The organism is Echinicola shivajiensis, from assembly GCF_018642165.1.
Lineage (GTDB): Bacteria > Bacteroidota > Bacteroidia > Cytophagales > Cyclobacteriaceae > Echinicola > Echinicola shivajiensis.
In genome coordinates this window covers 64,588-87,963 of the sequence record NZ_JAHHZM010000021.1, presented here as the reverse complement: position 1 = coordinate 87,963, position 23,376 = coordinate 64,588, and the positions used below count along the sequence as shown (strand labels likewise).

Below are 23,376 nucleotides of genomic sequence, written 5' to 3'. Positions count from 1 at the left end.
GACCTCAAGGGAGAATCTTTGAGAAAGGGAATCTTGAAAAATGAATAAAAAATGACCTTCTTTAAATGATCTTTCTTAGTGGCACGGTTTGACCGAAATCACTGGCATGGTCAGACCGAAATAGCCATTGGGTCACCAGGTGAACAATGAAAACCCGCTTCTTCAGAAATTGAAACACCTTTTCCGTTGTCTGTTAAAGTCACATAGACAATAGTCTTTGCGTCAACTCCTGACATCCCTTCTTCTATATCCCACCTCCATCTTTCATTATCGGTTGCTCCAACAAGAATAACATTGTCTTCTATGTTAATCCAGTTGACCACAAGATGTGTTATTTGTCCATACATTCTTTGTGTTCTATTTATTCAGTCCCATTGCTTATAACGGTTTGTATAAAGATAGTGCGGTTTTGCGTCCGAGGATTTTCCTGCGGAAAATCAGAGAGACCAAAGACGCACGAACTCTCGATTAGGTAGCCTAAGTTAGCATTATTTTTATACGGTGTTGGCAATAGTTTTTATTTTGAATTTACTTTTTTAGTCAACTCATTAAATATTTTTCTCAAGTAGATTTCTTTAGTTAACTCAAAAATTTCTAATAAAGAACAAATGCTTTCTGCTTTCCAAGAATTTAGAGCAACATTTTGATTATATTTTTTTAAGAGTTTCTTCAAGCTTGCTTTAGTTACATCCTCTCCAACTTCTTTTTCCAGTACAATAATAAATTCATTCAAATTCTCGAAAGATGTTTCCAAATCTCCCCAGTCATTTTCAGCTTCAAGTATCTTTTCCGCAATCTTTCTGTCTGTTTCATTTTCGAAACGATTTCCCTCAACAAAGTCAAATAGTTTATCAAAAGTTAGTGAAGAAATTTTAGGAATAGACATAAAATTCAGATTAGGGTTTCGATTTTTTCGAATCATTGCCAACGAGTGAATAAACGCATTGCGTTTATATCTGATATATTTTTCACATTTTCAAGCATTTACATTCACCTATAAACATTTGAAAAATGCTTGGATTTAGCAAACCGCGTTGCAAACGCGGGTTAGCAAGGGTCTTGTATAAGAATAGTGCCGGTATTAAGACCACCAACTTTTCAAGTTAGACCATAGTTTATTATTGTTATTATCTTTTGTTTTAGCAGAATCTCCGCCATTATCATTATAGGTTATTGTAAGCAGTTTTTCTTTAATCCGCTTATGAATAGAATCAAATTTTTCAGCTATTTTTAAATACTCATCACTCCAACCATTTGACATTGCTAATTCTTGATAAGTGCTGGTCGGTAAAAATTCCACCATTATTTTCTCAAGAGTATCAAAGTCCAAAAGTTCTATTTGTTTTTGGTCAGAATCAAGTCCTTTTATCAAAACTTCGGTATTATCAAATCCTGCCCAAACAGTATCTGTTTCATCATTAATTCTTGATTTGATATTAGCCACTATTTCCGAAACTTCTTTAAAGTCTGAATAAAATGGAATTTTGGATTTGAAATAGTCTTTGGTTTCCAAATCGCAATTTTCATTGAGCTTGATTAAAGCTCTTTCCCTATATTCTTTTGATACAAGTCTATCGGAAATCAATTTTACATCTTGTTCAAATCCATCAATTAAAGACCAATCATCATCATTTAATTGATTATGTTCAGACATTTTTCCACCACGATCGAATGCATCAATATCTCCATTAAACTTGTTATATATTTTTATCTTTTCAATGGTTAGCATTGGTTTCTTTTAATTGCTTACAACAGTATCGGCTATGATGAGTGGGGAAAAGAAAGCACTAACCTCTCGTCTCGCACATAGCCACGCCGTGATTTAAAATTATAACTTGTAGCGGACTTTTCAATCCCCACAAATTTCCCTGACCGATGAAACCCAGATGGGGGGGCATCTTTTTGACCTATATTCACCATCCAAGGCACACAAACTGCATTCATGCCTGCCCCCCATAGGAGGGTTCGGCCGTTCCGGCCCCACGAATGCTTAGTTATTGTGGGGAGTATTGTATTCAGTCTTCTTTTGATGATATTTATTGAGTTTATTTCAAATAATCTGAGATGGCTTTTGCAATTTGCTCAGGCTTCTCCTCTGGAAGAAAATGCCCGCACCCTTCTATCTCCATCATTTCATACTCAATAACATTCTGAGAAAGAAAACTATCTAAGATTCCAAGGGTAGCAGATGACGCAATTCCCTTGGTCGGATTTTTAATTTTAGGATAGGTCTTTTGTTCTGCAATATCTTCTCCGAAAGTTTGATACCATGCATTGGATGCACTTATGTTTTCTCTGTTATTATAATGATGATTGTACACTGAGCGGTCAAAATCATTGATGGCACCTTTATTAATAAGTAACTTGTCTAAAAGATGATTTAACAACAATTCGAAACGCCCCGCAAGCAATTGGCCTGGCAATTCACTTAACTGATTAAAAGCTACCCACCAAGGATATACTGGCAATCCTACAGGCAACATAGGAAGTTTGTAAATGTTTTCATCGGGAGGTGGGGTATCTAATAGGATCAATTTATTAATTCTATTAGAGTGATTGACAGCAAACGAATAAGCTACATTGGCACCAATATCATGGCCGACAATATGAACTCTATCGTATCCTAAAGCTTTTACCAATTCTTTGATATCACCAGCCATATTTTTTTTGGCATATCCTTCTTTTGGTTTATCACTATCACCCATTCCGCGCAGGTCAATTGCAATTACAGTATATTTTTCAGCAAGAGACGGCATAATATGGTGGTAAGACCACCAAGTCTGAGGCCAGCCTGGCAATAGTAGCAATGGTTCTCCACTTCCTCCCTTCACATAGTGAATATTTATTCCATTAACTTTTTGAAAACAACTGGAGAAACCAGGCATTTTTTTGATAAGATTTTTTGTTAAATATTGATTCATATTTTTATGTTTAATGTATATCCGCAATTGCACCAGTAAAGGTTAAAAGCGAGTCGAAATGTTCGTTTTGATTAAAATATAAACTGCTTCGGTCTTCAGGCTTCAATCTTCTGGCCACTTTAAGCAAAGGATTTAAGGTTACTGGCATCATTGCGGATAATCAGATTATGTTTTATTCTTTTAATCCGATAGCTCCTTTGAAGGAAACCCAGGCAAATTTTTTACTATCGTTTCTGGCAACATCGCCCGCCTCAACGGCATAAATGGAAGTCTCAATGATTGATCCGAACAAATCAAAAATCCAGGGAATCGTCAACTCATGGTTAATACGGTTCTCTTCTTGAAGGTCCTTAATAATTTTTAACCATTTCGTTTTAACGTTGTCGGATTCAAATTCCTTTTTGCTATCTACTTTTGAAAAGTTGCTTCGCTTATAGATCCTTTTGATAAAAGCGTAATTAGCTCCTTGCTCAATGGCTGCATAAAGCATATTCCTCACCTTTGCTATTGGGTCATTATCACTTTCGTAGGCCTCAATCATAGCCTTGTTACAACTGTTGAGCATCTCTTTTTTGCAAGATTCTAATAAGTCCTGACGATTTTCAAAATATCTATGCAGCGTTCTACGAGAAACACCTGCTTCCTCAGCAACTTTCTCCAGCGTATCAGATTCGTTGTTCAGAAAGCATGTTACTGCTGCAGTTATAATTTTGGCTTTTGTATCTACCATGTCACAAAAATATGAAATATGTCACTAATATGTGTCTTTTTCGCACAATAAATTGCTATGGTAATCTGATTAAGTATAAAATTGAAAGAGGTATTGTAATTGAGAGCTAAGACTAATCAATTGAGAGCTAAGACTAATCAAAAGACTTCTTAGGTTTGCTGTACTGTTCTTTTTATATTCCCCTCAACGGTCCCGGCTATGAGTAGTTGCGTGGTTTAGCACTTAACTTTGCAAGTACACACCAAACTGAAAATCCGCGAGGATTTTCAGAAGTAGGCGAGTAGGAGCAATTACTTATAGCCATTGTTGTGCGTTCGTACTTTTATTTTTTCATTCCAATTGTCCGAATTCCAAGATTCAATCCAATTGTCGGTTTCGTTAATATTATAGTTTTTCGGATTTTCTCTGTAAAGTTCTTTCAGTTTTTTTGGGATTAGTGCATAGTCAAAATTCCAAAGTTTATTTTGGTCAATTGTTCTAATTCCGTCAAAATCTTCACCATCTTGAGCTTCGTCAGTGAAATAGATTCCAGTTTCGCTAAATTCCTTTGCCATTTCTTTCACGAGCTTTTTAATTAGTTCAAATGTCAATTCTTTATAATTTCCATTTTCAAAATTTCGTATTGTTTCAGTCTCGATTAGTAAGTCACAAGAAATCCAATTATTTTTAAAAGTTTTGTCAATCGCAGGTGTCCAAGCCATTAAAAGTGGTCGTACCTTAATTTCTGAAAAATTAGTTTTGTAAAATCCAAAGTCAGAGTTAGAAAGGTAAACAAATCCATTATCTTCTTCTGTCCACTTCAATGATTCAAATTGTTCTTTAAGGTCAGAATTCCATATACCGATTCGCTCCAAAACTTTGGCGAACTTTTGAACAGATGGTTTAATATCATTACCATTCAATTTTTCATAAGTCTGTATGTTGCTTAATTCTGGCATTTCGTTTTTTCAGTATGACGCACAACGAGTAAATAAACGCATTGCGTTTATATCTGATATATTTTTCCATTTTCAAGCATTTACATTCACTTATAAACGTTTGAAAATTGATTAATCCCAAACATAACCAATCCCCTAAAACCAAAAAATACCCCAGATGGGGTATTTTTAGATATAATTGGTAAAATTTCAGTCTTTTTAGTGTGGTTGGGCTTTGAATTAGGGAGTAGAAAGGAGAGGAACAGGGAGATCTGTTCTTGAGAAATTCACTTTGAGATACCTATATTAAAACGTCTAGGATTCTATATTTGAGATTGCCTGCCTTCCGGCAGGCAGGCTTCACTACGTTTCTCTTCGTTACCATTGACAGTGACGTGAATCAAAGTCATCCTGACAAAGGAAGGATCTCTTTTCCTAATCGTTACTGGAAGAAATGCTTCCTATCATCAGCATGACATCGATTTGAAGCTCACGTCATACAACTCTTTTATATTTGATAAAATGTTGACCTCTCGCAATGACGGATTCCTAACCCATTTTGGGGTTTTGCTACTTTTTTCATCAATAGCCTGCCCCGAAGGATTACGGGGGAAAAAAGTAGATAAGTAGAAGCCCCTGCTGATTTAGTTAAACCCGAAACATGCATTAGCTTATCTATTACGGACTTAAAATGCTTTAAAATCAGCCGCTTTGCTGCTGTTTTCGATTTCACCATAGCGGTGCTATGCCTCAGTCTCCAAACAGCCTGATTTTCTTGCATTTTCAGCCCTCACTACGATTGCTAATGCATGATCCGGGTTAGATCGGATTCTTGTTGTATATGCTGTTTGCATTTAGTGAGTGTCCTAGACCTCACCTTACGGGTGAACAAGCACCCTCGATACATTTGTTAATCTACAATATGTTCTATCCTATCTTGTCCTCGTTTGTAACAAGGACTCCTAAATCTAAGCGTTTTAAACGCTACAATTCATATTAAAACCGCATTGCAAATGCTTGGATTTAGCAAACCGCGTTGCAAACGCGGGTTAGAAGAAGCTAAACAGTTTCTTAATTCACAAAGGTTTGAATTGGTCGTTTTCCCTTGTTCAGATAAAGTCCTGCGATAATGGCCACAATCCCAGTTTTGGCCAAACCACTCTCTATATTACTGGCATCCTGATCGGTCAGCCCTGCGTAATAATCCAAAAAGCAGATCCTTAATATTTCAGTTAAGATGAAGTATCCAAGTAAGCCTAAGAAAATCGCAGGAAATTTCTTTTTACGCTTAAAGAACAGTACTAAGCTCCAAACGAGAATCCCCAAACCAATCACCATGGAAACAATTAGATAGGCATAGATATTAATTCGGATTTGAAGCAATTCATCCGTTGCTTTATAATACAGCTTCCAGTCATCAGTCAACAGTTCACTGAAAGTTGTCACAATACTGATCAATACTTGAAGCCCGCTGGCTATCAAGATCACCATAATTACCCAAAGCCATCCACCGATAGACCTTCCATTAACCCCTTGGTTTACTTTATGTTCTATTTCTTGCATGCTGATTCATTTTTTCATTCCAGCTCAAAGCATTAGCTATTAATAATCATATCTCACTGGGTGCTATCAGTCCAGATTTCCTTTCTTTTTTGCTGATCATTCTGGGTCAAGAATTGAACAGCGATCAGAACCTGAATACTTGGATCATCTAAATCATAATATTCAGGATTCGTATGGATTCTTCCTTGGAGTAGACCAGTTGGTTCCCAATCTCCCGAATCAATCATCTTATCATAATATTCTTTTAAGTCCGGGTTTCTATCCGATAGGTCCTTTAAAAACTGGAGATATCTCCCATCAGTATTGAGGCATAAGGACCTATAAGTCTCTTTTTCATGAAAATTTCCAGATTGACAAAAGTCCCATATTTGTAAAAATAAGTCGGATTGGAAACCTGAGAATAACTTTTGTTGCTTATCGAAATCTACGTTCTCCAATATCGCATCATAGCCATATTCAAGTAAATCAGGAAGATTAGAGTAAATGCAAGATTTAAAGTTACTGGCCCTTCCACACATTTGAGTTTGAAAGAATTCAGTCAGTTTGTGTAAATCTCTTATTTCCTCTTCAGTAAAGTTATTGTTTAATTCAATCGATTCGAATTTCTGAGAACAGCCCGAAATAGTCAATAAAGCGAAAAAAATGTAGAGAATTCGTATCATTTTATATTTGAAACAATAGTTTGCAATAAGTTACCAGGCTTTTAAATTCACACCTACCTGATAACTGCAGACTGGGTTTGTTAATAACTTTATGGTTTTGAATTTCACCATCAGCCCACGAAGCAAACGTAGGATAGAAAGGAATATTACTATTCAACATCTTCGTCTTTATCACCGTCATAATAAATATCAAATATGATTTCCAGATTCCTGTCGCTAAGCATTTTCATTACTTCCGATTGAAGAGTAAAACCCCTATTCCAATTCTCCATATATCCAGCAACATCAATCCAAGCATCATATTTTGATGTCAATAACTTCCACTTTTCCAAATCAGAAGTCAAGGAACCTAACAATTCTTTTAGTTTTATATTCAAGTCAGTATTATCCCTTTTTGAAATCAAATACCATTTTCCCCAATCAGTAATTCTTGTTTTTTTGGAATTCCCAATTGGGTGTGATTCTCCTGGATTCCAAGATTTTGTTGGCTCTGCACCAATTAGTCTTGTAATTTCTGCCTTATCTAATTTTTCAGAATAAAAGTTTAATCCAACACTAAATTCCTCAAATGTTCCTCCTATTTCTGCGATGGGCTCCACTTCTTCTAGGTCAATCGGTTTCCTGATTATTTCATTTCCATTTTCATCAAACCATCTTGTTGAATCCATATTATTTCCGCCTTTTCCTTTTACCAAAACATTAAAGAGTCTTTTTCAATTTCTCATTTATTATTTCACTGATTTCTTCAGCGCGGTCCACAATCATAAAATGTTCTCCTCCATCAATTAGCTCCACTTTTCCTGAGCCACACCATGGAATCAGCTTGTCTTTGGTTCCATGAATTCGAAGCAGGTTTGGAATCCGGTCTTGATTATCCCAATTTATTAATTCATTGACTGCCCATTTGGCAAATTTCAAATTGGTATCATCTAGGATACTATTCAAAAGCTCCCTGTTTTTTGTTCCAAATATAAAGTGAGCGATTTTCCTTGGAGGGTCAAATACATTGGTTGGCAGAAGCTCAAGAAGCCCGCTTTTTCCGAATTTCCTATAAATCGGTCTTAATTCATTTTTGGTTTCAGCCGAAGAAATCAAAATCGTCAGCTTTGGCTTTAATACCTTGCTGATCTCTAAAGCGACTAAACCGCCAAAACTAACCCCAAGCAGAACAAACTCAGATGTAGGATCAATAATTTTCGAAAGCCGCACAGCATAGCCTTTTAGCGTCTCCTTTTCACATGGTTCTATCCAGTCAACAGGGATTAGCTCATAATCCAACTTCAAAAAGTCGAATACGCGCCTGTCAGCACCAAGTCCACTTATTCCATAAATCTTCAATTGCTTCCGTTCATTTTAATGTATTACATCCTGTTTTGTATATTACACTTGGTGATTTTCAATATACCATGACGAACTAGTATTAGAATCAAAAACCTTGATTTTTATGCCTCACCTTCTAAATGCACTTTTAGCCCCTGTCTTTTACTTAATCAAAATATCCATTTTATAATCGTCACTATACCCACAATTCCCGAGATTATCACCATAAGCATTCCTCCTATACAGCCGATTTTTATGACCTTATCCTTCCAGGTTTCTTCAAAAGGTGCTGACTTCACATTTCTCTTGATTTCCCTTGTCGGTTCCACATATCTAAGGAAAGTAGTGCTGTCCTTATCAATCCAATCTTTGTCAAAACTTAGTGGAAAAACTGATCTTTCATTTTCTGCTTTTAACATATCATCAGTATCACGGGCAGCCTTCAACAGCTCTAATGCAAAATACTCAAGGCCTTCCTTATTTGCTTTAATAAAACTTTCATCCGGTCCGCCACGATATTCAAATATGCCTAGATAAGCTTCAGTCTCTAAGTTCTCGCTTTCCAATTGGTCTATAATATTTTGAAGCTCTCCTTTCTTCAAATTTGATTGATTTATCAATTAAAAATTGTATTACATTTTTTACACAATCTACGTGGCCTATTAAGTCCAGATTCACAACCTTGGTCTCCACAAATTGGACACGAATGATGCTCATCTGGATCTACAGTAAAATAATTTAAATAGACTGGTATTTTGAAAAAGTTAGTGAGTTCTCTTCTTATTCGTTCTCCTTCTTTGTTCAATTTACTTTCTTTGAAATTTGTTAACTCTGCAAGAGCATCCTGCTCAAAAACCCCACTTTCAAGCCAATTCAAATAAAATCTCTGATGATAATTCTGCCATTCTTCTATATTTATTTCTCTAGGTAATGTAGAATAAGGGACTTGTTTTAAACAGCTTCCACAAGTTAATTCATCCATAAATTTCAGAGAACGCCCTTGTAAAATATAGAATTTGGATGCTTTGCAATCACAATTCTCCACTTTATCAACTTCAATAATTACGTCTGTTTCTTCAATTGTACTTGGAAAACTTACAAGTAATGATTCAAATTTAGTTGACCAATACTCACTAACAATTGGGTGCGAAATCCAATTGTTAAAAGCATCACGACTTCTGAAAATTACCGTAAATTCAAGACAATTATCAAAACGCCTTAATTCCCTTGGTTCAGAGAAAATAAGATTGTTTTGATATAATGTTCCAAAAAGACCAATAAAAACTTCACCTGATTCGCCCTTATTCTTTAAAGACATGGCGATTTTTGCTGCGATCGGTTTATCTGAGTTCATTGCAATTGATGTCAATACTTTTTACAAAGGAAACTTATTCTACCCCCTATTTCTATTATATATTCTTACAATCAAACTTCCCCTCTTTCCCAATACATGCCCATTATCTATCTACAAACAGGCAAGTATTTACAATGATTATATCATTTAAAACTAAACAACCCGTAGATTACATAAATCACCACATCCAGGATATTTTCACTAAAAACCTCTAAAAACCCAGAATTGGAGAGCCCATTCCCGATAATTGGTACCAGTTTTTATTCTTTCTCATCGTCAAACTTGAAAATTTCCTCTTCGTTATTAATCATATATCGAAGACATTTTTCAAAGTCCTTTTTAATTGTTTTGCTTAAATATTGTTTCCACTGGGGTTCGTCTTCATGCCTCACAATTGCAAACAATGCCAAGGCATAGGCCCATTCGTCAATTTTCAAATAACCAAAATTGCTATATCCCCATCGGTCGGTTTGGTTATAAAACTGAAAAGCCGTATTAGCATTAAATATCCCAAGTCCGAAAAAGACGGTTGTAAAGTCAGTCAACATTTCATCGTTTTGGTCAATTTTCTCCTCTCCTAGCAACTTGACATGTGAAAGTTCGTGAGCAATTGTGGCGATTAAATCGTCTGGCTTTTCTAGCAAGGCTTGGTCAAGTGAAATAAGGTGTTTTCCATTTACTTTTTCATGATGATAGCGCCCTGCTGCTTCTGGACTGTCAGGGTCTGACTCCATGAATATAACAGAAGTCCCCATATTGATTTCTTTGATCCCATTATCATAAAAATCAAGGTCAATCATATCTGGGACAATTTGCATGTTGTCACAAATGATATCAAGAGCCTCAAAGGCATTTTCTTGGCTTTTATTCCATTGTATAGGAAAATCTTCAGTAGTCGGCTTTAAAATCTTGCGTTCTTCTATTTTTGGATCTGGGAACTCCTGCATCAACCACAAAAAGTTATTCTCAAAGTACTTCCTTAGTTCTTTGTCGAGCGGCACATATTTTTTGTTTGACTTTAGAAAGTTGAACATGTTTGTTTTTCAAATGGCTAATAATGATCTGATCAAGAGCAGACAGACTTTAGAATCAATTTCCAGTAAGCAGAGTCCATAGTTTTTTGAAAGTATTATTATTTCTTTTGTCCGCTTCCGTCCGCTTATTTATAGGTGTTGTGATACCCTGTGACTTTTCTTTTATTTTTTTCAGTCTTTCGACTGTACTGTTGTCAGTTTTAACGATTCCAACGGTATTATGTCTGTGAAATTGAGGTTTGGTAATAGTCGAAAGCTGAATAGCCAAACTAGCAAACTCAGATGCTTCATCCATCTTCCCCATTCGCAGGCATAGATTCGCCATCAGTGTCGCATAATAGAATTTCTGGTCGTTTAAGATCAGAGCCCCACCAGTACTTTCGAATTTCGAAGTCGACAATTTATAAGCTTCTTGAAATTTATCTTCCTGATCAGAAATTAAAATCGTTTCAGTTAATTTCAAGTCGGCCAAACCAGTTGTTCCACTTCTTGTATTGCTGTGATAATGGTCAGTTACAATTCTAAAATTCTTTTCAGCTTCTTTGTAATTCTTACGCTTCAGGTAATATTCACCAAGTTGTTCATGTCCATGTATGGTGCTAAAAGTTTCTTCAGAGTATTCATTTATCAATCTTTTCATTAACTGAATTCCTTTTTTCTGATTTTCAACTGATGGAGAGTCAAGAAGGCAACTGGCTTGAACACGTAAAAATTGAGCTTTATTTGCATTACCGCTCGCACGTTTTAGTCGAGCTTCAAATCCAGACTCGATTTGGTCATTCCAATTTGTATTTCTATACCAATCATTTTTGCTCATTCCTGCCTGATTCTATTGGCTTCTAACATATGTCTAGAGGAATGTCTATTCCTCTATATCCACCATTTTTCTTTCCGCTTAAATTCGTCCAAAAATGGATCTGACTTTAAACCTACTAAATCCCTCAAAACCAAAAAACACCCCTGATGGAGTATTTTTTGATATAATTAGTAAAATTTTAATCTTTTCGTGTGGTTGGGCTTTAGATTTCGCAGCAGAAGAGAAGGAGCTGTAGGATCTGTTCTTGAAAATTAGATTGCCTGCCCTCCGTGAGGTGGGCTTCTCCCGACCTTTCGATGCTTCGACCCTTCGACAAGCTCAGGTACCGAAGCGCTATCTACCTAGCCGATTTACAATTGCAAAAAAACCAAAATTCACCAATAATCTACCTCAATTAACCCTTTGAGTCCTGAGTAGTTTCTGTGGTAAGGTGGCGCATTTTCTCGAGTATGTTTGTGCGTCATTTTGGAACACTTTAGCGCATCATTTTTTTTTTAATAATGGCTTTCATCTTAAACGGATTTTGTCCTCTTTCAAGTAATATTCCCTTGAATTTCTGGTCGAAAAAGTCCTTCAAAAATGTCCAATCACTTAAATTCATACTTCCGTTACCGTTTTTGTCTAAATTGTCAACTATATTTAAATTTCCAATTAGACTAAAATTGTCTCGAAACTTCATGAAGTCCTTTCGCCAAATTATCAGACCATAAGAGCCTAAGTGGTATGGTTCAATTTCGGGATGTTGATTCCACATATTATTAATCTCCAATTCCGAGTATTTAAAAAAGCCAGCTTTGATATTTCCTATTCCATAGAAGTCATGTTTTATGACTTCATCAATAGAGGGTAAGTCTGCTTGATCAACTGTAGTGGTGGCAAATGTGAAATTTTGAGGACTTTTCTCTTTGTATACACTTGTACAGATTATAGCCTTGTATTTTCCGTCATTGGCAATGAATGTTAAGACATCTCCTTGGTTTATATTTTTGATTTTACTCAACCTCGTTTTTTTTTGTGCTAACTGTTAAGCTATGCGCAGTGTCCCGAAGGGCATTGCGTATAAGTGTTGTTGGCGGTACGTGCTTTTTTTAATTCGTCCAATTTTTGATTTTCCCATTGTCCTCAATCCAAATTTCAATGTAAACGTCTTCAGATATTGGCTTTCCCTTATCCAGGATAATGTCGAATTTCAAATCTTTTAATTCTGTCATCATTTTGTCAATGCAAAAGTTGAATTCGGCTGGTTCGTAATATTCATTAATCTCTTCGTCAGATAGAGCCATTCTGACCTTTGAAACAACTCCATTTTCATCAATTGTCACAAAATATGCTTCCGAACAGTCAAATTCATTGGGATTTTTCCATTTCGCCTTTTTCAGTTTTTTAAAGAGCACGTTGGATATTTTGCTTTTATCACGCCTATCAATTCTTTTCGGGTCATCGATATAATTTTCAAAATCTTCTTCTTTTTCAACAAGTCCATTTGTAATAGTTAAGACTTTTTCTCTTTCAAATATTGTGTAAAAAACTCCGTCCCATCTCAATCTTTCATTACTCAATGGAAAGTTAATGTAGCCCTCAAACCATTCGATAAAAACTCTCCCATTTCTAACTTTTTCTCCAAAAATGGATCTTATTTTCTCCATTGATTGGTTCTTGTCTATTTTCCCATTTCTTAATTCTCCACAATTAATAATGTCAACTAAGAATAGGCTGTCATGATCTACCTTATAAATTGCCTGATAGCCTCTCCAGCAGTTAAAAGACGCGCCATCTCGAAATGTAAGTCCAAAAAGCTGTTCTATTTCTGTTAAGTCCTGCCTATGTAAATATTGTTCAAGAATTAGGTTGTAAGTGGCTACTGTGTCTTTTCCATAAATCACAAAGTCAGGCATTTGTGGACTCGCGATAATTTCAGTTGTCCAAGATGTCAGAATACAAATTATTATATGCTTGATGTTCTTTGCCATTGCATTACCGCCAACGGTGTGCAGTATGAGTAGTCCGGGATTTCGAAGCACTTACCTATCAAACCGTTGCTATGTTTATAAAATGTGCTCATGTTCAAATTACCACATCACCTCGCATTACTTATGACCTCGCGTTGTGGGTAGTTATTTCTATTTCATCAAAATTTGTCTCATTAAATTCAATTGAATCTCTGAATTTTTCAATCCCTGTATGAAAAGCTTTGTGAAAAGTAATCAGGTTGTTCTCCATTTTTTCAATTGCTAAACATTCGAACGTTTTTTTTGATTGGAAGAATTTATCTTTAACCACATCATATAGAAAAATCCTGAAATCTCTTTTTGTTTTTAATCCTAGAAATCCCGCTGAATATTGAGTCAAAAACCTTGAGAAAACAATCATATTTTTGTCTTTATTCAGAGCTTCTGAATCAGCAAGAAATTTTCCTAAAATCAACTCTCCTTTAAATTCAAGCTCTCCGATATAAGGTCCTCCCATTCCAAAAGATTCTTGAACATTATGATATTTAATCTGCGCTAAATCAAACATTTTAATTTCGATAATTTCTTGCATTGTACCAATACTTTCTGCATATCAAAGCTAATTGGTCGATTGTCATTGGTGTCATATTATGGTCATACAAATTAAAATCTTTCACTGAAACCATTAAGTTGCCACCACAAAAATCCAAATCGGCATCATGTTGATTGCAAGTCTCAATAATCGAATCATCTTTAATCTCAGCTGATATAATCTTCAAGTCCACTTTTAAATAATCCTCATAGCTATCAAAATCCGTTTTTTCCAAACCAATAGGATTCATCCACGGGTCAAAATCAAGTTTATTTATTTCAGACAAATTAAGGTAGAAATTTTCAAAGTCTGGGTTTATCAATTCAGCCAAATAATTGCATTGAATAGTCAAAGTCAATTTATTAAAATCACCTTTACAATCAACAATCTCTCCGTCATGAAAGATTGAAAAAATATCTTGTATGTCATTTAGTACTGTGTCCATCTTTAATCACCCACAACTTTTATATCTGTAAACCAAATGTTTAACAACCCAATAAATATCCGAGGTTTGGTATAACTTTGGTGCATTTTATTTATAAGTCATCAAAGGGAGATTTAATCTTCCTTATGCTATTATCAGTCACATGGGTATAATCTCAGTAGTCCTACTACAATTATGACCTAATATCTCCTGAATATAACGCAAGTCAGTACCATTTCCCAAAAGGTGGGTGGCAAAAGAATGCCTGAGCCAATGTAAAGTGACCGGCTTTTTGATACCTGATTTTCCCAAGGCTGATTTCAGGACTTTCTGTAAACTCCCTGCACTATACCTTGTGTTCGCTTTCTCTCCCTCAAATAAGTATTGAGTAGGCCGCCCCACCTAGGTGTAGAATAAACCGTCTATGACAACATATCCAAAAAGGTAAAGTCCTTTTTCTTTTCTGCAATAGGCCAGGTTTTCCAAGGCCAAGTCCCTATAGACTTTTCTTGAAAAAACATCTGCCCAACCTACCACTTGGAAGGCCAAAAAATAAGACATTTCCTGATCACTTACCTGATAGGCTTCACCCATAACTGAAGATAATCCGTGAAGATTGAATTACAAATTCTTAGTGATAGAAAGGTGTAGATGCAATCTACACCTCGTCCTCCGCCAATCTTTACTCAACGGGGGCGTCCTTTAATTAAAGTAGTACCTCTGAAACTAGTTCATCATTCTTATAAATCTCTTTTTTAACTTCTTTGCCAGATTCACTCCAGAAAATTTGATCTCCTTGTTTCTTATCATCTTCATAGTTGATGGTGCATTGAAGTTGACCTGATTCATAATACCATTTCCATTCTCCAACCTTTTTATCGGCTTCCAAATTTCCTTCAGAGATGATATTTCCATTCGAATAGTAAACCACATTTCGTCCGTCCAGGTTTCCGTTTTTATAGTTCGATTCTTGTTGAACAATTATTGAGTTTGGATAGTAAACCAACCATGTTCCTTCACGCAAGCCATTTTTAAAAAGTCCTTTCTCTAATTCCTTGTCAGACTCCTCATAATAGGAAATGTATTCACCATTTCCATTTTGGACCATTACCTCTCCTTGTTGGTTCCACGCAGACTTAATAATGTATTTGTCATCTTTAAACTCCCCGACTTCTTTAGTAGACCCATCTTGGTAGTAGGTTATCCAAGTTCCAACTTTTATTCCATTAGTGACCTTTCCTTCATTCAATTTGTTTGTACCATCGAAATATGAAGTAAATGTTCCGTTTCCATTCTTAATTAATTGATTTCCATCTGGATCCCAAAGGCTATGGATTCTCTCAGTTTCACTATCCAAATATTTAATCTCTTGACTTGGAGTTCCATCATGATTGTAGAACTTCCATAAACCAGATAATTCTCCATTTGTAAACGTCCCAGTAGCATTCAAATTTCCGTTATCATAGAAAATCATCCACTCATCAATCTCTCTATCACGTGAGTATTTACCAATTTGAGATAACTGACCATTGTCGTAGAAGGACTTATATTCTCCATCAAGTCTTCCTAGGACATAATTGCTAGAGTCCAACAAAACTCCTTCTTCATTATAGTTTAGCCAGGGACCATCAAAAAGGCCATTTTTGTACTCTCCACTCCGCATTAAAGCCCCAGATTCGTAATACCATTCCCAAAGCCCTGTTTCGAGCCCTTCTTCATAATTAGCAATAACTTGCTTTTGACCATTTTCATAGTAGAATATTTGCTCACCCGAGACTCCTTTTGATAGCGTATACCCGGCAGTAGAAAGAACAATGAAGCATGCTATAACTAATGGTAATCTCAATTTAGAAAATTTGGGAGTTAAGTCCTTAAGTTCACTAACATTGGGCGGAACTGGACGGAAGGCAAACTTGTAACCTTCGAAAATCGCAATTCCATAAAACAGAAGATCCATAATACTAAAGGACTCCTCATAAATCAGTTTAATTGTCTCTAAATCAAGAAAAGTTAGTGTTTCAAAATACCCCAAGGATTGGGCATCTGCAATGAATACTACTTGACTAAATAAATTACCCAATAGGCATCCAAACAAGGCGAAAAAACCTCCTACAAATCCAAAAACTTGATCAATACCCGCTCCAAAATACCTTACCCCCATTCCTACCAAAAAACCGACTCCAATTGCCATATATCCAATTTGGTATCCTGTGGCAACTGTAATCACTGCCCAAATAAGAGCACAAATAACCGACAAGAAAAATCCACCGACAATTGCATAAAGTAAATCTTGGTGTGGCGTTAATTTACTTTTTATTTCTTCTGGCAATTCAGATATAATTTCAGATGTATTTCTCTCATCAACTGGCACTTCGTCTTTTACTGAATCATCTCGTTGGTAATTTTCACAATTATCAGTAAAGTCTGCTTTTTTATTTGTTATGCTGCAAATAAGTCCTTGCTGCATATCCATTTTTCTATTTGTGCATTTCTTGCAAAATTTAAGATGATCAGCTCTTGTCATAATAAATATTGTTTCTTGAAGTTATGTTCTGTAATGAGCGTATATAAGCATTGCGCTTATAGCTACTATAATTTTCCTGTATTCAAATATTTCCAAACGCTTACAAGCGTCAAAAAACAAACCCTTAAACCTACTAAATCCCCTAAAACCAAAAAATACCCCACTTGGGGTATTTTTAGATATAATTGGTAAATTTTATCTTTTTAGTGTGGTTAGGCTTTTAATTTAGGAGTAGAAAGGAGGAACAGGGGGATCTGTTCTTGAAAATTAGATTGCCTGCCTTCCGGCAGGCAGGCTTCACTCCGTTTCTCTTCGTTACCATTGACAGTGACTTAAATTAAATTGTCATGCTGACGATAGGAAGCATCTCTTCCAGTAACGATTAGGAATAGAGATCCTCTCGCCACGGCGAGTGACATCGATTTGAAGCTCAGGTCATACAACTCCTTTATATTTGAGAAAATATTGACCTCTCGCAATGACGTTTTCCTGACACGGTTCACTTTTTTGCAACGAGGACTTTTAAATCACTGCATTTATCAACGCCTTAATTTATCCTATAACCGCATTGCAAATGCTATGATTTAACAACGCGGGTTAGGGATGAGCAAGCCTTATTAACCGCTCCCTACCTACCATTATTTATTCTTTTCTCCCAACTTTTCAACTTTCTGCAGCCATTTTTCCCTATACGCTTCCTTCGATAGCCTTATCGGGCCAATAGTCGTTATTCGTACTTTTCTTATACCTATAAAATGTAATGTCCCCTTTTTTATCGCATGATGACTCGGGCTTCTATTAATCCACCTATAATACCATGCAGGTTGATCTAAAGTACAAATAATCCGCGCTGTCTTTCCCTTTAAGCACTTATCACTAAATAAGGAGTTTGCTCTTTTCTTAAAGGCAAAGCCAGGAAGTAAAACCCGGTCCAAGAAACCTTTCATAATGGCGGGAACTGAACTCCACCAAACGGGATAAACCCAAACTAGGTGTTCTGCCCATTTCAATTTTTCTTGGGCATCCAATAAATCCGGTTCGAGTTCTGTTCTTTTCCGGTAGCCGTACTGGAGGTTCGGGTTGAAATTTAACTCCCTGATATTAATTTCCTTTATTTCAGCATTCGACTTTACCAGTCCCTTCTTATAAGCAGCTGCAAGTGCAAAGCTGAAACTTTCTTTATCTGGGTGTCCGTTTATAATCAGTGTCTTTTTCATTATCGATTTTCAAAAATTATAGTAGTCTTTTTATTTTCTCTTCAAATCTGGTCTCCGTTAAATTCTCCTCTTTAAAAAATGTATACAGCATAAAAGAGCTAGGCACTGTTAAAAAAAACGTGCAGATGGCAAAGGTGATAATGCCACAAAAAGCGGCTAATATATAAGTGCCAGTTCCCCCAAGAATCGGAAAAACACTTTCTTGATACCCCTCCACATATTGATAAATGGATATTGAGTAATCGTAAAATCGATATGATGTTTCGTAGATAAGCCAGGCAGGGTAAAACCATTTTCTTACTGCTTGCCACTGCCTTCCCCAAATTGGCGCTAGTTGTCGGTAATTTTCTTCCATTTTTTATCCTTTTCACAAAGGTTCTTCAAATGGAAGACTTATCATTTGATATAGATCAAATTTGGTACTTGGGATTTCTTATTCTGCTTAAGGTCTCCAATGTAATCCCTAAATAAGAGGCAATATGGGTAAGAGGAATTTGATTGGTTATGTCAGGATATAAGCTTAACAGGTGCCTATATCTTTCTTCTGCTTTATTGAATTGAATGGTGTAAAGCCTTTCACAGAGTCCCAGCATAGTTTCAGTGACCACTTTACTAATAAAACGCTCAAAATCGTGGTGCTTATTCGTAAGTTCATCCACTATAGCCTTAGAAAACTCAAAAACTGTAGAATCTTTCACAAACTCCACGTAATGAGGGCTTGGTTTTTCACTAAAAAAGCTGACGACAGGGGCCATAAACTGGTTTTCAAAGGTAAACCAGTCTGAAATATCCTTGCCGTCTTTCAAGTAATATGCCCTAGCGCAGCCCTCTGCAATTAAATATGCTTTTTTAGAAAGTTGCCCTTCACGAATGACAAGCTCACCTTGTTTATATTTCCCAATTTTTAAATGAGCAATAAGATCCTGCCGGCACTCGGTGGATAATGGAGAATATATTTCTTCAATATTCTTGATGACTTTTTCAGCGTCCATTCTTCAAATTTGCTTTGAAAAGTGAATATACGCAATGCATTTATTTCCTTTTTATTTCAAGTATTTCGAAACGCACCCATAAGCTCACCTAACGGTGTGTTTTTAGATATAATTGGTGAAATTTCAGCCTTTTAGTGGGCTTGGGCAATACTTGTGCACCGTGGCATAGATTTCCTATTACATATTTCGGCTTGAACCACATAGGCACATAGATCACAGCGTCTATGATTGCTATTGTGTCTATGTGGTTCAATTAATTCTTGTAAACCCGAATTGAAAATTCAAATAATAAGAAAGGGCAAATGCATTCTCACCTAATCCTCTGCCAATCTCCACCCAGTGAGGGACTGAACCACATAGGCACATAGATCACAGCGTCTATGATTGCTATTGTGTCTATATGGTTCAATTAATTCTTTTAAACCCGAATTGAAAATTCAAATAATAGGAAAGGGCAAATGCATTCTCACCTAATCCTCTGCCAATCTTAACCTAGTGAGGGCATGAACCACATAGGCACATAGATCACAGAATCTATGATTGCTATTGTGTCTATGTGGGTCAATTAATTCTTGTAACCCGAATTACAAATTCCAATAATAATAGGAAAGGGCACATGCATTCTCACCTAATCCTCTGCCAATCTCCACCCAGTGAGGGACTGAACCACATAGGCACATAGGTCATAGCGTCTTTGATTGCTATTGTGTCTATGTGGTTCAATTAATTTTTGTAAACCCGAATTACAAATTCCAATAATAATAGGAAAGGGCAAATGCATTTTCACCTAATCCTCTGCCAATCTCCACCCAGTGAGGGACTGAACCACATAGGCACATAGATCACAGCGTCTATGATTGCTATTGTGTCTATATGGTTCAATTAATTCTTGTAAACCCGAATTGAAAATTCAAATAATAGGAAAGGGCAAATGCAATCTACACCTAGTCCTCCGCCAATCTTCACCCAGTGAGGGACTGAACCACATAGACACATAGGTCATAATGTAATTCATTTTTTTATTCTTTCGGAAGGCTTGCATAGATATCATTGACCATTGTCTTTTGACCGTATCTAAAAATATTGGTACAGTTGAAGTTGATAATAATTCCTTTTGGCTTTTCCACCATTTTCATATAAGTGAGCAACACGGCCTCGTGGATGGGCAAAATTCCATCCATGGCCTTCAATTCGACAATTATCAAATTATCTACAAGTACATCATACCGTAAATCCGCCTCAAGAGACAGTCCTTTATATTCTAAAGGAATGCGTTGCTGGGTACTGGTCTTCAAGCCTTGAATTTGAAGCTCTCTAACAAAACATTTTTCATATACGCTTTCAAGAAGACCCGGACCGATCTGCTTATGCACTTCAATAGCACAACCAATGATTTTATAGGTCAACTCATCTATTGTTTTCTGTGTGGTTCGCATATCTATATTATTTTTTTCTAGCCGCATGGGGCACAGAAAGAATGCTATGATTGCTATTGTGTCTATATGGTTCAATTAATTCTTGTAAACCCGAATTGCAAATTCAAATAATAGGAAAGGGCAAATGCAATCTCACCTAATCCTCTGCCAATCTTCACCCAGTGAGGGACTGAACCACATAGGCACATAGATCACAGCGTCTATGATTGCTATTGTGTCTATGTGGTTCAATTAATTCTAAAAATCCCTGGTCTTGGTCCTGCTAACAAAATCGCTGACATTGAGTTTATTTTCTTCTTTGGTGCTCCGTTATATTTTCTGTAAACAATATATAGTCAAAAGATTTTGAAGGGATTATATAAGCCCCTTGATCGATCTTCATTTTTTCGTCAATATTTAACTTATTCAAGTCCATTACAGGAATAAAATAGTTCTTTGAATTATTGACCAAGTGATTGGAAAATATAGCAGGGTCTTCCTTTAAATTATTTTTTTCATTTTCTGCATTCAAGTAAAAATGGCCTACGAGTTTGTAATCACTAGGATATTGGGATGCTAAATAAGTTCCTACAGTAATCGGTAAAGAAACTCCTTCTTGGCTTCCTGGCCAATAGGTTTCAAAGGGATGCTTGAACAAATGGTTAGAGGCTGCGAAGATGAAAAACTTAGCCTCAGGATTTCTATTTAGCAAGTATTCCACATTTTGGACCATTCCATTTAATCGAGCAAAAAATGAATCATCAATTTTTTCTGGCGTCATTATTTCACCAGGTAAAGGTAATTTTCTTAGGACATTATCTATGTTCCTGGCTGAAATCGCTGCTATATAAGCCCAATCATATTCCTCTTGTGATGTATTGGCGATATACTCAAACCGGTAAATTTCCAAATTGGCTATAAGATCGTTAAGGATAGAAGTAACTTCATTACGTGTCCCTCTATTTAACTTGTCATAAGTAGGCAAATTTTCTTGATTGGGTGCAAAAGGCTTGATTTTTAAGGAATCAGTAAGTGGCTTTAATTTTTCAATCAAATTGGTATCTCTATCAAATGAGGCTTTTTCTAAATAAGAGACCAAAGTTTTAATGGGCGTATTCATTTCTGACCTTGAAGTTCCTGCTCCCATACTACCCGAAATATCAAACCCGTATATATCAACCTTATGAAGATTTTTAGGATCTGAATTATAATTTCTTAGCCACTCCAAAATTTCAATATTCTCTGGAATAGTTTGCTTACCCGAACTAAAGCCATTTAACCTAACCAGATCCAAACTAGATTGTTTTTGATGGATATAGTCATTTAAATACCTGGATTCCAGCAAACCAGATTCCAATAAAATCACATCAATTTGCTTTGCCCCTACCAAATACTTGATAAGCTCATTCCTAAAAATAAATGGCTCTTTATATCCGTGAATTCTTTCTGTCGTTCCAATGATTCTCGCATCTCCTAATTGATCGGCTATTTGGGATAGCTGGATCTCATCTATTTTCGAAATATCCTCAGGTAATCTTACCAGTGTTTCTTTTTCTATATTTTGGCCATATCCCCAAAATGCAGAAAGAAATATGCTGATCAATAGAATGATTTTCATGGCCTGTTTTATTTAATGCTTACCTATGATTTGTACTTTCAATATGGGATTTCAAATCAATTTCATTTCAACTTTTCTCAATATTATGAACAGCCGATAATAACCAATTCCTTTTATGCTCAATAAGGTTAGGCCCTACTCATAAACACTAAAAATTAGCTCAACCTATTCCTTATTTGCAAAGAGGAATCCTAAATCCCTGCGTTTTCAAGCTCATAATTTTATTCTAATGCCGCATTGCAAATGCAGGTTAGAAAGATTTATACAATAAGTTTTTTGTATCTAAATGATCTTAGTTGTCATTATTTGAGAAAAATTCCTTCATTTGAGGAATGGTTATTCTCTCAATCATCACTTCATAATCCATATCTGAATAGTTATCCTCATTGATAAATATCAGGTTTTCAAAATTCCTTTTCATGGCCATATTCACTATTGGATTAGGATTATTTTGTACCAGGTAATTTTTTATTGCTAATACTCTTGAGGAGTCCCCTGCCAATTGTCTAAAATAGGCCTGTAATTCTTGTTTACTATTTTCTTTTTTTGCCTCATAATTGATGTAATCCAACCATTTCAATTCAGCCGTATGCTCATTAAGAAAGGAGTTATAAAACCATAAGGCAGGAATATTTATTTTAAAATTAGGATTTGAAACCATATGCGGCATATAACCATATCTAGGGACCATTTTTTCCCAAGGATCAGTACGGTCCTTGGCCAAGGATATATTGTTCTTGATAAATTCATATGCCTCAGGATTCTTTAAATCATACATTAAAAGCTGCATATCCAAGAACACCAATCCCAAAACCCTATCAGGATGATGCTCTGCTAAATAGACCATTTCCTGGGCTGCTATTAAGCGTCCCAGGAAAAACGATTTACGAATCCCCAGAGCATCCATAAATGACAATATATCTTCAGCTTGAGAGGCTACATCGTAGCCTGACACCGTTTTTTCTGTTTTCCCATACCCTCTTTTAATAGGAGCCAGAACATGATAATCATCCGAAAAAGACTGTAAGAGATTTACCCAATCTTTGGATGATTTTTCATATCCCTTGGGCCAGGAAAAGAAATTATGCACACCTTGAACATTAATAATCGGCGTCCCTTCTCCTTCAAAATCCATATACTCTATTTTTATTCTACTGGTCTCTATTATTTTTGAATTATAGGGAAGGTCTTCCTGAGCTAAAAGGAAGCCTTGTGTCGAAAAAATGAAAATAATGGTGCAAACGAAATGCTTCATAATGAAAATACTGCTGCTCGTTATTTCAAAATAATAAAAATATCCTTTTCTAAGATATCTTAACCAAGCATT

General features: G+C 35.9%; 27 protein-coding genes. All 27 read right to left on the bottom strand.

The window, feature by feature from the left end; all coding sequences use genetic code 11:
• Positions 1 to 110: 110 nt before the first annotated feature.
• The 27 genes from KMW37_RS21455 to KMW37_RS21325 all read right to left on the bottom strand — a co-directional run bounded on the left by KMW37_RS21455 (position 111) and on the right by KMW37_RS21325 (position 23,304).
• Complete coding sequence (locus KMW37_RS21455; RefSeq protein ID WP_215226698.1) at positions 111 to 347, bottom strand: hypothetical protein; 237 nt, start codon at positions 345 to 347, stop codon at positions 111 to 113.
• A gap of 170 nt (positions 348 to 517) precedes the next feature.
• Positions 518 to 886 carry a hypothetical protein gene (locus KMW37_RS21450; protein ID WP_215226697.1) on the bottom strand — a complete coding sequence of 123 codons (369 nt, stop codon included), beginning with the start codon at positions 884 to 886 and terminating at the stop codon, positions 518 to 520.
• A 195-nt stretch (positions 887 to 1,081) separates the two neighbouring features.
• Positions 1,082 to 1,729: a hypothetical protein gene (locus KMW37_RS21445; RefSeq protein WP_215226696.1), complete on the bottom strand. Its 648-nt coding sequence runs from the start codon at positions 1,727 to 1,729 to the stop codon at positions 1,082 to 1,084.
• 316 nt (positions 1,730 to 2,045) lie between these two features.
• Entirely contained in the window at positions 2,046 to 2,921 is an 876-nt protein-coding gene (locus tag KMW37_RS21440; protein WP_215226695.1) for an alpha/beta fold hydrolase, read from the bottom strand.
• A 172-nt stretch (positions 2,922 to 3,093) separates the two neighbouring features.
• Positions 3,094 to 3,651 (bottom strand): TetR/AcrR family transcriptional regulator, encoded by a 558-nt coding sequence (locus tag KMW37_RS21435; protein WP_215226694.1) that lies wholly within the window; start codon positions 3,649 to 3,651, stop codon positions 3,094 to 3,096.
• A gap of 290 nt (positions 3,652 to 3,941) precedes the next feature.
• Complete coding sequence (locus KMW37_RS21430; protein WP_215226693.1) at positions 3,942 to 4,589, bottom strand: hypothetical protein; 648 nt, start codon at positions 4,587 to 4,589, stop codon at positions 3,942 to 3,944.
• Positions 4,590 to 5,639: 1,050 nt separating this feature from the next.
• Positions 5,640 to 6,131, bottom strand: coding sequence for a DUF2569 family protein (locus KMW37_RS21425; RefSeq protein WP_215226692.1), 492 nt, complete (start codon positions 6,129 to 6,131; stop codon positions 5,640 to 5,642).
• A 53-nt stretch (positions 6,132 to 6,184) separates the two neighbouring features.
• Positions 6,185 to 6,793, bottom strand: a complete 609-nt coding sequence (locus KMW37_RS21420) for a hypothetical protein (RefSeq protein WP_215226691.1) — start codon at positions 6,791 to 6,793, stop codon at positions 6,185 to 6,187.
• Positions 6,794 to 6,942: 149 nt separating this feature from the next.
• Positions 6,943 to 7,488, bottom strand: a complete 546-nt coding sequence (locus KMW37_RS21415; protein ID WP_215226690.1) for a DUF4279 domain-containing protein — start codon at positions 7,486 to 7,488, stop codon at positions 6,943 to 6,945.
• Between the two features lie 4 nt (positions 7,489 to 7,492).
• Positions 7,493 to 8,131, bottom strand: coding sequence for an alpha/beta hydrolase (locus KMW37_RS21410; RefSeq protein ID WP_215226689.1), 639 nt, complete (start codon positions 8,129 to 8,131; stop codon positions 7,493 to 7,495).
• A gap of 152 nt (positions 8,132 to 8,283) precedes the next feature.
• Positions 8,284 to 8,715, bottom strand: coding sequence for a hypothetical protein (locus tag KMW37_RS21405; RefSeq protein WP_215226688.1), 432 nt, complete (start codon positions 8,713 to 8,715; stop codon positions 8,284 to 8,286).
• A gap of 14 nt (positions 8,716 to 8,729) precedes the next feature.
• Positions 8,730 to 9,467 carry a DUF2310 family Zn-ribbon-containing protein gene (locus KMW37_RS21400; protein ID WP_215226687.1) on the bottom strand — a complete coding sequence of 246 codons (738 nt, stop codon included), beginning with the start codon at positions 9,465 to 9,467 and terminating at the stop codon, positions 8,730 to 8,732.
• Positions 9,468 to 9,727: 260 nt separating this feature from the next.
• Positions 9,728 to 10,501: a hypothetical protein gene (locus tag KMW37_RS21395; protein ID WP_215226686.1), complete on the bottom strand. Its 774-nt coding sequence runs from the start codon at positions 10,499 to 10,501 to the stop codon at positions 9,728 to 9,730.
• Between the two features lie 55 nt (positions 10,502 to 10,556).
• Positions 10,557 to 11,318 (bottom strand): tetratricopeptide repeat protein, encoded by a 762-nt coding sequence (locus tag KMW37_RS21390; RefSeq protein WP_215226685.1) that lies wholly within the window; start codon positions 11,316 to 11,318, stop codon positions 10,557 to 10,559.
• Positions 11,319 to 11,793: 475 nt separating this feature from the next.
• Positions 11,794 to 12,318, bottom strand: coding sequence for a hypothetical protein (locus KMW37_RS21385; RefSeq protein WP_215226684.1), 525 nt, complete (start codon positions 12,316 to 12,318; stop codon positions 11,794 to 11,796).
• Between the two features lie 88 nt (positions 12,319 to 12,406).
• Positions 12,407 to 13,288 carry a hypothetical protein gene (locus KMW37_RS21380; protein ID WP_215226683.1) on the bottom strand — a complete coding sequence of 294 codons (882 nt, stop codon included), beginning with the start codon at positions 13,286 to 13,288 and terminating at the stop codon, positions 12,407 to 12,409.
• 121 nt (positions 13,289 to 13,409) lie between these two features.
• On the bottom strand, positions 13,410 to 13,859 hold the full coding sequence (locus tag KMW37_RS21375; protein WP_215226682.1) for a hypothetical protein: 450 nt from the start codon (positions 13,857 to 13,859) through the stop codon (positions 13,410 to 13,412).
• Positions 13,837 to 14,304, bottom strand: coding sequence for a hypothetical protein (locus tag KMW37_RS21370; RefSeq protein WP_215226681.1), 468 nt, complete (start codon positions 14,302 to 14,304; stop codon positions 13,837 to 13,839). The genes KMW37_RS21375 and KMW37_RS21370 overlap by 23 nt, the downstream gene beginning before the upstream one ends.
• 138 nt (positions 14,305 to 14,442) lie before the next feature.
• Positions 14,443 to 14,685, bottom strand: a complete 243-nt coding sequence (locus tag KMW37_RS22485) for a tyrosine-type recombinase/integrase (RefSeq protein ID WP_317195598.1) — start codon at positions 14,683 to 14,685, stop codon at positions 14,443 to 14,445.
• Positions 14,686 to 14,877 (bottom strand): hypothetical protein, encoded by a 192-nt coding sequence (locus KMW37_RS21360; RefSeq protein WP_215226680.1) that lies wholly within the window; start codon positions 14,875 to 14,877, stop codon positions 14,686 to 14,688. It lies immediately after the preceding gene.
• Between the two features lie 112 nt (positions 14,878 to 14,989).
• On the bottom strand, positions 14,990 to 16,807 hold the full coding sequence (locus tag KMW37_RS21355) for a toxin-antitoxin system YwqK family antitoxin (RefSeq protein ID WP_215226679.1): 1,818 nt from the start codon (positions 16,805 to 16,807) through the stop codon (positions 14,990 to 14,992).
• A 638-nt stretch (positions 16,808 to 17,445) separates the two neighbouring features.
• Entirely contained in the window at positions 17,446 to 18,024 is a 579-nt protein-coding gene (locus tag KMW37_RS21350; protein WP_215226678.1) for an NAD(P)H-dependent oxidoreductase, read from the bottom strand.
• Between the two features lie 16 nt (positions 18,025 to 18,040).
• Positions 18,041 to 18,379, bottom strand: a complete 339-nt coding sequence (locus tag KMW37_RS21345; protein ID WP_215226677.1) for a hypothetical protein — start codon at positions 18,377 to 18,379, stop codon at positions 18,041 to 18,043.
• A 55-nt stretch (positions 18,380 to 18,434) separates the two neighbouring features.
• A complete protein-coding gene (locus KMW37_RS21340; protein WP_215226676.1) occupies positions 18,435 to 19,016 on the bottom strand; it encodes a Crp/Fnr family transcriptional regulator in 582 nt (193 codons plus the stop codon).
• A 1,019-nt stretch (positions 19,017 to 20,035) separates the two neighbouring features.
• Positions 20,036 to 20,452, bottom strand: a complete 417-nt coding sequence (locus KMW37_RS21335; RefSeq protein WP_215226675.1) for a GxxExxY protein — start codon at positions 20,450 to 20,452, stop codon at positions 20,036 to 20,038.
• Between the two features lie 286 nt (positions 20,453 to 20,738).
• Positions 20,739 to 22,049, bottom strand: a complete 1,311-nt coding sequence (locus KMW37_RS21330) for an erythromycin esterase family protein (protein ID WP_215226674.1) — start codon at positions 22,047 to 22,049, stop codon at positions 20,739 to 20,741.
• A gap of 292 nt (positions 22,050 to 22,341) precedes the next feature.
• Positions 22,342 to 23,304 (bottom strand): alpha/beta fold hydrolase, encoded by a 963-nt coding sequence (locus KMW37_RS21325; protein ID WP_215226673.1) that lies wholly within the window; start codon positions 23,302 to 23,304, stop codon positions 22,342 to 22,344.
• Positions 23,305 to 23,376: the final 72 nt, after the last annotated feature.